The following is an 8772-nucleotide window of genomic DNA, read 5'->3' as shown; positions in this document are numbered from 1 at the left end:
CCACCTCCAGCGCGGCGCCGTCCTCGCGGCGTCGTACGCCGGGCTGTACGGCTACTTCGACGACCGGCAGCGCGAGCTCATCGTGGTCGGCACCGTGGCCCTGCTGCTCTGGCTGCGGCCGGTGCGGCTGCCGAGCGTCCTCGCGCCGCTCGTGCGGGTCCTGGCGACCTCGTCGCTGTGGATCTACCTCACGCACTGGCAGGTCTACCCGTCGCTCGAGGCGGCCGGCCACCCCTACCTCGCCATCGGCGCGTCCCTGGCCGTCGGTGTGCTGGCGCAGCTCGCCTACCACCAGGTGCAGCTCCGCGTCCGTCGGCTGCGCGACGTACGCCGTCAGCCCGTCGGGTAGCCCAGCACCTGGAAGTCGAGCCGGTAGAGCTCGGCGACCCGCTCGCGCACCTCGTCGGTGACCTCGTCGGGAGGCACGGCGGTGGAGGCGTTGCGACGCTCCGGGGCGACCTCGGGCAGCCCGAGACGGCGGCACACGACGGCGAAGTCGTCGGCGAACGTCTCCATCCGCCCGACGTGGTCGACCTGGGTGAGGTCGATCGCGCGCACCTGGAGCGCCAGGTGCTGGTCGCAGGTCGTCAGGTCGGTGAGGTCGCGGGTCGCCACCCACTCGGCGAAGGCCTCGAGACGCTGCATGCGGGCCAGCTGGTCGGGCTCGAAGCCCCAGTAGTTGTGGTCGACGACCTTGTCGCGCCAGGCCGACACGAAGCGGTCGAGCGGGTGGCGCACGAAGGCGAACTTGAAGTAGTCGTCGAACGCCTCGACCGGGTAGCGCAGCCGCATGGCGTGCTTGACGTCGAGGGTGACCCCGGAGCGCTCGAGGTGGTCGAGCACCGTGCGGGTGCCGACCTTGGCCACCCTGAACCAGATCAGCCGGTGCTCGTGGCTGATGGTCAGGTTGTAGGCGCGCGTCGAGAGGCGGCCCGACCGTGCGCTGATCTTGTCGAGGCGACGCAGGGCCTTGCGGCCCGGCTCGGTGAGCTTGAGGCGCTCGTCCGGCGAGCTGCTCAGCAACGTCGGGTCGAAGTCCTCGGGTGCGGTGCTGCGCGGCTCGTCCATCGCGGCCGAGCCTACTGTCCCTGGCTGCGCTTCGACTCACCACGCGAGAGCAGTCGGAACGCGGGGCCCACGGCGCGGTCCCACACGGCGGGTGCGATGCGGAACGCGCCGATGACCGCGTGGTTGCTCCACGCGGTCTGCGAGGCGCGGCTCGGGTGGTGCAGGTTGGTCACGATGGTGCGCGCAGCCCGCTCCGGGCTGATGGTCGGCGGCGGCGGGGAGTTGACGGTGCCCCCGGAGTCGATCGCCTTGTCGTAGATCGGGGTGTCCACGCTGCCCGGCGCGACGTGGCAGACGTGAAGGTCCCGCACGTCGAGGTTCTCCAGCGCCAGCTGGCGGGCCAGCGCACGCAGGCCCCACTTGCTCACGACGTACGGCGTCATCTCGGGCACCGCGATGTGACCGAGCAGCGAGCCGACGATCACGAGCACGCCGCGTTCGGCCTCCCGCATCTGCGCGACGGCGTGCCGAGCGACGTTGGCGGAGCCGCTGAGATTGCTGGCCAGGACCCGGTCGAAGACCTCGGCCGAGGTGTCCTCGACCCGGCCGTAGGTGACCTCGCCGGCGCAGTGCGCGACGCCGTCCACGCGGCCGTGCTCCGCGACGACCTTCGCGAACAGCTCAGCGACCGCCTGGTCGTCGGAGACGTCGGTCGGGACCACCATCACCGAGGCGCACCCGGCATCGCGGCACGCGGCCGCGCACTCCTCGAGGTTCTCGATGCAGCGGGCGACCAGGGCGAGGTGGTGGCCCTCCTCGGCCAGCTGGATTGCGACCGCGCGTCCGATGCCGCTCGACGCGCCGGTCACGACGACCACTGCCTGCTCCGGGATGGCGGAGCCCCGCAGGAACGTCAGGGGGCGCCTCATCGCGACCACCCCGTGGGAGGCGTCGTCGCGTGCACGCTCCGACTAGCGTCGTCGTCATGGCTCACCAGCGCAGTGACGACAACGTCCGCAGCAAGGTCGTGCTCGTCGTCGGCGGCACCAGCGGCATCGGCCTGGTCACGGCACGGCGCCTGGTCGACGAGGGCGCCCGGGTCGCGGTCTGCTCGCGCAGCGAGGAGCGGGTGAGCGCGGTGGCCGCCGAGCTGGGCCACGGCACCCTCGGCCTGCCGGGCGACATCCGCGATGCCGCCGACATGCAGCGGGTGGTCGCGGCCTGCCTGGCTGAGCACGGCCGCCTCGACGCCGTCGTGACCACGGCCCAGGTGATGGCCTACGGCACGCTCGAGGAGGTGCCGCCCGAGACGTTCGCCGCGGTGCACGACGTCGCGGTGCTGGGCACTCTCACCTTGGCGCGCACGGTGCTGCCGGTCTTCCGTGCGCAGGGTGGCGGCAGCCTGGTGATCGTGGGTTCGCTGCTGGCCGAGATCGCCGTGCCGTCGCTGGGTGCCTACTGCACCGCCAAGTGGGCGCAGCTCTGCCTGGCCCGCACTCTCCAGCTCGAGACCCGCCGCGAGCGCGGCATCCACGTCAGCGTCGTGGCTCCCGGGGCGATCGACACCCCCATCTACGCGCAGGCCGCGACCTTCGCGGGACACGGCGGCTCGGCTCCCCCGCCGGTGCTGGCGCCCGACCACGTCGCGCGTGCCATCGTGCGGGTCCTTGACTGTCCGCGGCGTCTGGTGCACGTGGGCCCGGCCAACTGGTTGAGCGTGATCGGCTTCCGCCTGATGCCCGGGGTCTACGACCGACTCGCTCCCCTGCTCGTGCGTCGCGTCGTGCTCCGCGGTCCTCGAGTCGCTGCCACCCTCGGCAACGTCGTCGACCCCCAGACGTCGCTGGAGGGGCCGCGGGGCGGCTGGACCTGGTACGGGCGTCGGCGACGCTGAGGCGGTCGGAGTGCTCACTCCCTGACGCTAGCCAGCAAATGCCTGCCTGTGCCCACCCCACCGAGGATCCCCCGCGCGGGTGGGGCCCCCCACCTCCCATCTAGCGGGTCAGCGGGAGGCCGATCCGCTCCGAGAGCTCCTCGACCGAGGCGCCGAAGGTGTCGAGCACCCGCAGCGGACCGTCCACGGCGACCTCGAAGGTGGCGAGGTCGGTGTAGATCCGGTCGACGCAGCCGACGCCGGTGAGCGGGTAGGTGCAGGCGGGCACGAGCTTGGGCGCGCCGTCCTTCGCGAAGAGCGGCATCATCACGAAGACCCGCTTGGCACCGACCGCGAGGTCCATCGCCCCGCCGACTCCGGGGATCGCGTCGGCTGCCCCGGTGTGCCAGTTGGCCAGGTCGCCGCTCGCCGAGACCTGGAAGGCCCCGAGCACGGCCACGTCGAGGTGACCGCCGCGCATCATCGCGAACGAGTCGGCCTGGTGGAAGTACGACGCCCCCGGCAGCGCGGTGACCGGCTGCTTGCCGGCGTTCGTGAGGTCCGGGTCGACGTCGAGGCCGGTGGCGGCCGGGCCCATGTGGAGCAGGCCGTTCTCGGTGTGGAGCACCACTCCGGAGTTCGGGGGCAGGTGGTCGGCGACCAGGGTGGGGCGGCCGATCCCGAGGTTGACGTAGGAGTCGGGCGGGATGTCGCGCGCGACCGCGGCGGCGAGCTCGGCCGGCGTACGGGGCTGGTCTGGCGTTCTCACGCGACCACCACCCGGTCCACGTAGATGCCGGGGGTCACCACGACTTCCGGGTCGATCGCTCCGGTGTCGACGACCTCGGCCACCTGGGCGACGACCGTCGTGGCCGCGGTCGCCATCACCGGGCCGAAGTTGCGGGCGGTCTTGCGGTAGACCAGGTTGCCGACCCGGTCGGAGCGGTGCGCGCCGATCAGGGCGAGGTCGCCGCGGAGCGGGTACTCCAGGACGTAGGTGCGCCCGTCGATCTCGCGGGTCTCCTTGCCCTCGGCCCACGACGTACCGGCCCCGGTCGGGCAGTAGAAGGCACCGATCCCGGCGCCGGCGGCGCGCATCCGCTCGGCGAGGTTGCCCTGAGGCACCAGCTCGAGCTCGATCTCACCGGCACGGTAGAGCCGGTCGAAGACCCAGGAGTCGGCCTGACGCGGGTAGGAGCAGACCATGCGGCGCACCCGACCCCGGTCGAGCAGGGCCGCGAGCCCGGTGTCGGCGTTGCCGGCGTTGTTGGACACCACCGTGAGGTCGGTGGCCCCCTGGTCGATCAGGGCGTCGATGAGCGCGAACGGCATCCCGGCCGGCCCGAACCCACCGACCAGCACGGTGGCGCCGTCCGCGACGTCGCCGACTGCCTCGGCCGTGGAGTCGCAGACCTTCACGTGGCGTTCTCGAGGACGACGGCCAGCGCCTGCCCTACCCCGATGCAGATCGCCGCGACGCCCCAGCGCCCGCCGGACTCCTGGAGACGGTGGGCCAGGGTGCCGAGCACCCGCGCACCGGAGGCGCCGAGCGGGTGGCCGAGGGCGATCGCACCGCCGTGGGTGTTGACGATCTCCGGGTCGATGCCCCAGGCGTCGACGCAGGCCAGCGACTGCACCGCGAACGCCTCGTTGAGCTCGACCGCGCTGACGTCGCCCCAGCCGATCCCGGCTCGGGCGAGCGCGGCGTCGGCCGCCTCGACGGGAGCGAAACCGAAGTCCTGCGGGTCCAGCGCGAAGACCCCGCGCCCCGCGATCCGAGCCAGCGGCGCGCAGCCGAGGTCGGCGTCCTCCGTGGCCAGCAGCAAGGCGGAGGCGCCGTCGTTGAGGGGCGAGGCGTTGCCGGCCGTGATGGTGCCGTCAGGCCTGAACGACGGCTTCAGGCCGGCCAGGGTGTCGACGGTCGTGCCCGGGCGGATGCTCTCGTCGCGGGCCAGGTCGACCCCCGGCACCAGCACGACGAGGTCGTCGTAGAACCCGTCGGTCCAGGCCGCCTCGGCACGCGTGTGGGAGCGCGCAGCGAAGGCGTCCTGACGCTCGCGCGAGATGCCGAACCGCTCGCCCAGCGCCTCGTTGGCCTCACCGAGCGAGACCGTCCACTCCGCCGGCATCCGCTCGTTGACCAGGCGCCAGCCGAGGGTGGTCGAGACGGCCGTGACGTTGCCGGCCGGGTAGGCGCGCGACGGCTTGGGCAGCACCCACGGCGCGCGGGTCATCGACTCCACACCCCCCGCGACCACGACGTCGGCGTCGCCGGACTCGATGGTGCGCGAGGCCATGATCGCGGCGTCCAGGCTCGAGCCGCAGAGCCGGTTGACGGTGGTCGCCGGAACGGAGGTCGGCAGCCCGGCGAGCAGCACCGCCATCCGTCCGACGTTGCGGTTGTCCTCGCCGGCGCCGTTGGCGTTGCCCCACATGACGTCGCCGACGCGGGCTGGGTCCAGGCCGGGAGCCTTTGCCAGGACCCCCTTCAGCGCCACCGCCGCGAGGTCGTCGGGCCGGGTGTCGGCGAGTGCGCCGCCGAAGCGCCCGAACGGCGTGCGGGCGGCGGCGTACAGGTAGGCGCTGCGGGCGCTGCTGGTCATGGGCGCTCCTCCTCGAAAGCCGCCCGGGCGATCCGGACGGCGGTGGCGGCATCGGCGACACCGACGTGGACGGCGGTCTGGAGCAGCGCCTCCTCGATCTCAGGGCCGGTGAGGCCCTGGGAGCGGGCGGAGCGCACCTGGTCGGCGAAGAGCTCGTCGTCGGAGCGCCCGACGAGGGTGGCCAGGGCGACCAGCGAGCGGCTGCGACGGTCGAGGCCCGGGCGGTCGCCGATCCGGCCGGCGGCGTGATCGGCCACCAGGGCGTGTGCGGCCTGCTCGGTCTGCTCGGTGTGCTCAGGGTCGGTCGTGGAGTCCGGCTCGCCGAGCACGTGGTGCCGGATCAGCGTGGCGACCTCGGCGGGCACCTCGGCGGGGGGCAGGTGGGCGACGCCGTCGAGGACGACGGTGCGGCCGTCCTGCACGCCGTCCGCCACCTGCTGCGCCGCGGCCGGCGTGACGGCCCGGTCGTGCTCACCGGCGACCACGAGCACCGGCGCGGCGATCTCGCCCAGCCGGTCGCGGACGTCGTACGACGCCAGCGCCTCGCACACGCCGACGTAGCCGGCGGCGGAGACCGAGCGCAACGCCCGCTGGAGCGACGCCGTCCGGGCCGGCTCGCGCTCGACGAACCCGGGGCCGAACCAGCGCTCGGTGGCAGCCTCGACCAGCGCATCGGTGCCGCCATTGCGCACCTGCGCGATGCGTTCGTCCCAGGCTGCGGTGTCGCCGGGGCCGGCCGGGGTGCAGAGCAGGACGGCCGAGGCCACCCGCTCCGGAGCGTCGAGGAGCACCTGCAGGGCGACGACTCCGCCGGCGGAGTTGCCGGCGATGGCGAAGGCGTCGTGCGGGGTGCCGCGCTGCACCATCACCTCGTCGACCACTCCGAGCAGGGCCGCGGCGAGGTCGGCGACCGTGAAGGGCTCGGCCGGCACACCGGTGTTGTAGCCGTGGCCCGGGAGGTCCCAGGCGAGCACGTCGAAGCGATCGGTGAGGTGCTCGGCGCAGTCCGACCACAACGCGAGGGCCGACGTCCCGAGCGAGGGGCCGACCACGAGCAGCGGCAGCCGGTCGCGGGAGGCGGCACCGGTGAGTCGTACGGCGGTGATGCTGGTGATGTTGGTGGTCACGCTCCGCACCTCCCTGGGCGTCAGGGCCACCGTAGCCAGGGCCCCGAACAGCTCGACCAGCCCGAGGATCTTCGCCGAGTCGGCGCGTACACGCGCCGACTCGGCGAACGACCTGAGGTCTGTTGCGGGACAGGCTGGGTCAGCCGACGCTGTCGAGGGCTGCGGCGACGCGGCGGTGCGCCTCCCAGATCTCCTCGGGCAGGCCGTCGAACTGCTTGAGGTGCTCCTCGCGGAAGCCCATCTCCTGGCGCCAGCGGTCGACGTCGATGTCGAGGATGCGGGCGAGGTCCTCGGCCGGCATCTCGAGACCGTCGAGGTTGAGCTCCTCCTCGGTCGGCAGCACGCCGACGGGGGTCTGACGACCGGTCACCTCGCCGGCCTTGTACTGGACGAGCCAGAGCAGGGCGCGCAGGTTCTCGCGGTAGCCGGGCCACAGGAAGTGCTTGTCGCCGCCCTCGGAGAGGTCCTTCTGGAACCAGTTGACGTGGGCGAAGATCGGCTGCTCGCTGGCGGCACCGATGATCTTGAGCCAGTGGGCGGCGTAGTCGGCCTCGGAGTAGGCCATGAACGGACGCATCGACATCGGGTCGTAGCGCAGCTGGCCGTCGACCCCCTCGGCGGCGAAGGTCGCCTCGGCACCCAGCGTCAGGCCGTCGTACACGCCCTCGGCGAGGTCGTTGATCGCGCGGACCAGCGGCTCACGGTCGCTGGTGCGACCGCCGAAGATGATCGCGTCGATCGGCACCCCGGCAGGGTCCTCGAAGTTCTTCGCGACGTTCGGCACGTTGGCCAGGGTGGTCGTGAAGCGGCTGTTGGGGTGCGCCCACGGGGAGGTGTCGCCGGCCTCGCGGTCGGAGATCTTCTCGCCCTTCCAGTCCTCCCAGCCGGTGACGTCGGCGGGGGGCTGCTTGGTCTTGCCCTCCCACCAGACCTCCTGCGTGGTCGGGTTGTAGGCGACGTTGGTGAAGATCGCGCCGCTGCCGGGCTGGATCGACTCGAGCGCGGTGGGGTTGGTGAGCTCGTTGGTGTCCTTGGCGACCCCGAAGACGCCGTTCTCGGGATTCATCCCGTAGACCTTGCCGTCGTCGCCGACCCACAGCCAGGCGATGTCGTCGCCGTAGAACTCGACGTAGTAGCGGTCGCCCATCGCGTCGGGCGCGAGCGTCATCGCCAGGTTGGTCTTGCCCGAGGCGCTCGGGAAGCCACCGCAGACGTGGTACTTCTTGCCCGTCTCCTTGTCGGTGATCCCCAGGAGCATGAACTGCTCGGCGAGGAACTTGCCCGACGCGCGACCGTCGTAGCAGGCCTGGCGCAGGCCGTGGGCGATCTTGCCCAGCAGCGCGTTGCCGCCGTACGACGAGCCGAAGTGCAGGATCGTGCGCTCGTCGGCGACGGTCACGAAGTAGCGCTGGTCGTCGGGCGTGCCCTGGCCGAGGTTGGGCAGGTCGCCGGTCACGTGGACGGCGCGCACGAAGGAGTTCTGGTCGTCGAGGTCGTTGACGTGCGAGACGCCGACGCGGGCCATCCGGATCATGTGGAGCACGACCGGGCGGTTGTCGGTGAGCTCGACCCCGGCGGCGTACGCCTCGAGCGGTGAGCCGGGGGGCGCCATCAGGTAGGGGACGACGTACATCGTCTTGCCCTTCGACTGCCCGCGCATGCGCTCGAGCTGGCTGGCGGTCATCTCCTCGGCGTCGCGCCAGTTGTTGTAGACGCCCTTGTCCTCGGGCTTGTGGGTCGCGACGATCGTGCGCTCCTCCGAGCGGGCGGTGTCCTTGACGTAGGAGCGCGAGTAGTAGAGGCCCTCACCGGCCGGCATCAGCTCGCCGGCCTCCAGGGACTCCGCCACGAGGCGGGCGTCGTCGGAGGTGTTGACGACCTCGATCCGGTCGGGCTCGGTGATGCCCGCCCAGGTGGTGACGTAGGCCCGGACCTCCGGGTTCGTCACGCCTGCGTCGTCGAGAACCTTGTCCACATCCAGCATGCGCTTCACGCCTTTCCAAGTCAGTTGCCAGCACGCTACCCACCGGTCACCCCTGGTGGGCGGCCAGGTGGGGTTGGATCGTTCCAGAGCCCACCGGGCCCCAGGACGCGCCCGGCTTCACCCCTCCGTTGGTTCTAGCCTGGGGCGCCACGGGGTACGAGACTCCCTGAGCCCGCT

General features: G+C 72.3%; 8 protein-coding genes and 1 pseudogene. 2 read left to right on the top strand and 7 right to left on the bottom strand.

The genetic code is table 11. The features are described from left to right. Positions 1-349, top strand: a pseudogene (locus VOI19_RS08510) (AMP-dependent synthetase); the annotation flags it as partial. Here the strand turns inward: VOI19_RS08510 and VOI19_RS08505 are convergent. Together VOI19_RS08505 and VOI19_RS08500 are read right to left on the bottom strand one after the other, a co-directional pair. Then, positions 334-1068, bottom strand: a complete 735-nt coding sequence (locus VOI19_RS08505; protein WP_323792534.1) for a sulfotransferase family protein — start codon at positions 1066-1068, stop codon at positions 334-336. The pseudogene VOI19_RS08510 and the gene VOI19_RS08505 sit on opposite strands and share 16 nt — an antisense overlap. Positions 1069-1079: 11 nt before the next feature. Beyond that, the gene (locus tag VOI19_RS08500) at positions 1080-1937 is read right to left on the bottom strand and encodes an SDR family oxidoreductase (protein ID WP_323792533.1); all 858 of its coding nucleotides are present in this window, start codon (positions 1935-1937) and stop codon (positions 1080-1082) included. 56 nt (positions 1938-1993) lie between these two features. Between VOI19_RS08500 and VOI19_RS08495 the strand changes: the two genes are divergently transcribed. Further along, complete coding sequence (locus VOI19_RS08495; RefSeq protein WP_323792532.1) at positions 1994-2902, top strand: SDR family NAD(P)-dependent oxidoreductase; 909 nt, start codon at positions 1994-1996, stop codon at positions 2900-2902. Positions 2903-3002: 100 nt separating this feature from the next. Here the strand turns inward: VOI19_RS08495 and VOI19_RS08490 are convergent, their stop codons facing one another. The 5 genes from VOI19_RS08490 to VOI19_RS08470 all read right to left on the bottom strand — a co-directional run bounded on the left by VOI19_RS08490 (position 3003) and on the right by VOI19_RS08470 (position 8595). Then, positions 3003-3650, bottom strand: a complete 648-nt coding sequence (locus VOI19_RS08490; RefSeq protein WP_323792531.1) for a 3-oxoacid CoA-transferase subunit B — start codon at positions 3648-3650, stop codon at positions 3003-3005. Beyond that, entirely contained in the window at positions 3647-4300 is a 654-nt protein-coding gene (locus tag VOI19_RS08485; RefSeq protein WP_323792530.1) for a 3-oxoacid CoA-transferase subunit A, read from the bottom strand. The genes VOI19_RS08490 and VOI19_RS08485 overlap by 4 nt, the downstream gene beginning before the upstream one ends. Continuing rightward, a complete protein-coding gene (locus tag VOI19_RS08480; RefSeq protein WP_323792529.1) occupies positions 4297-5484 on the bottom strand; it encodes a thiolase family protein in 1188 nt (395 codons plus the stop codon). Before VOI19_RS08480 ends, VOI19_RS08485 begins: the two co-directional genes overlap by 4 nt. Beyond that, positions 5481-6611, bottom strand: coding sequence for an alpha/beta fold hydrolase (locus VOI19_RS08475; protein ID WP_323792528.1), 1131 nt, complete (start codon positions 6609-6611; stop codon positions 5481-5483). Before VOI19_RS08475 ends, VOI19_RS08480 begins: the two co-directional genes overlap by 4 nt. 139 nt (positions 6612-6750) lie before the next feature. Continuing rightward, entirely contained in the window at positions 6751-8595 is a 1845-nt protein-coding gene (locus VOI19_RS08470) for a phosphoenolpyruvate carboxykinase (GTP) (RefSeq protein WP_323792527.1), read from the bottom strand. Between the last annotated feature and the right edge of the window lie 177 nt (positions 8596-8772).

This window comes from Nocardioides sp., from assembly GCF_034670285.1.
Lineage (GTDB): Bacteria > Actinomycetota > Actinomycetes > Propionibacteriales > Nocardioidaceae > Nocardioides.
This window is presented reverse-complemented; position numbering and strand designations above follow the sequence as displayed.

Coding starts and splice junctions, on each gene's coding strand:
- VOI19_RS08505 (WP_323792534.1), bottom strand. CDS start 1,068: ATGGACGAGCCGCGCAGCACCGCACCCGAGGACTTCGACCCGACGTTG.
- VOI19_RS08500 (WP_323792533.1), bottom strand. CDS start 1,937: ATGAGGCGCCCCCTGACGTTCCTGCGGGGCTCCGCCATCCCGGAGCAG.
- VOI19_RS08495 (WP_323792532.1), top strand. CDS start 1,994: ATGGCTCACCAGCGCAGTGACGACAACGTCCGCAGCAAGGTCGTGCTC.
- VOI19_RS08480 (WP_323792529.1), bottom strand. CDS start 5,484: ATGACCAGCAGCGCCCGCAGCGCCTACCTGTACGCCGCCGCCCGCACG.
- VOI19_RS08470 (WP_323792527.1), bottom strand. CDS start 8,595: ATGCTGGATGTGGACAAGGTTCTCGACGACGCAGGCGTGACGAACCCG.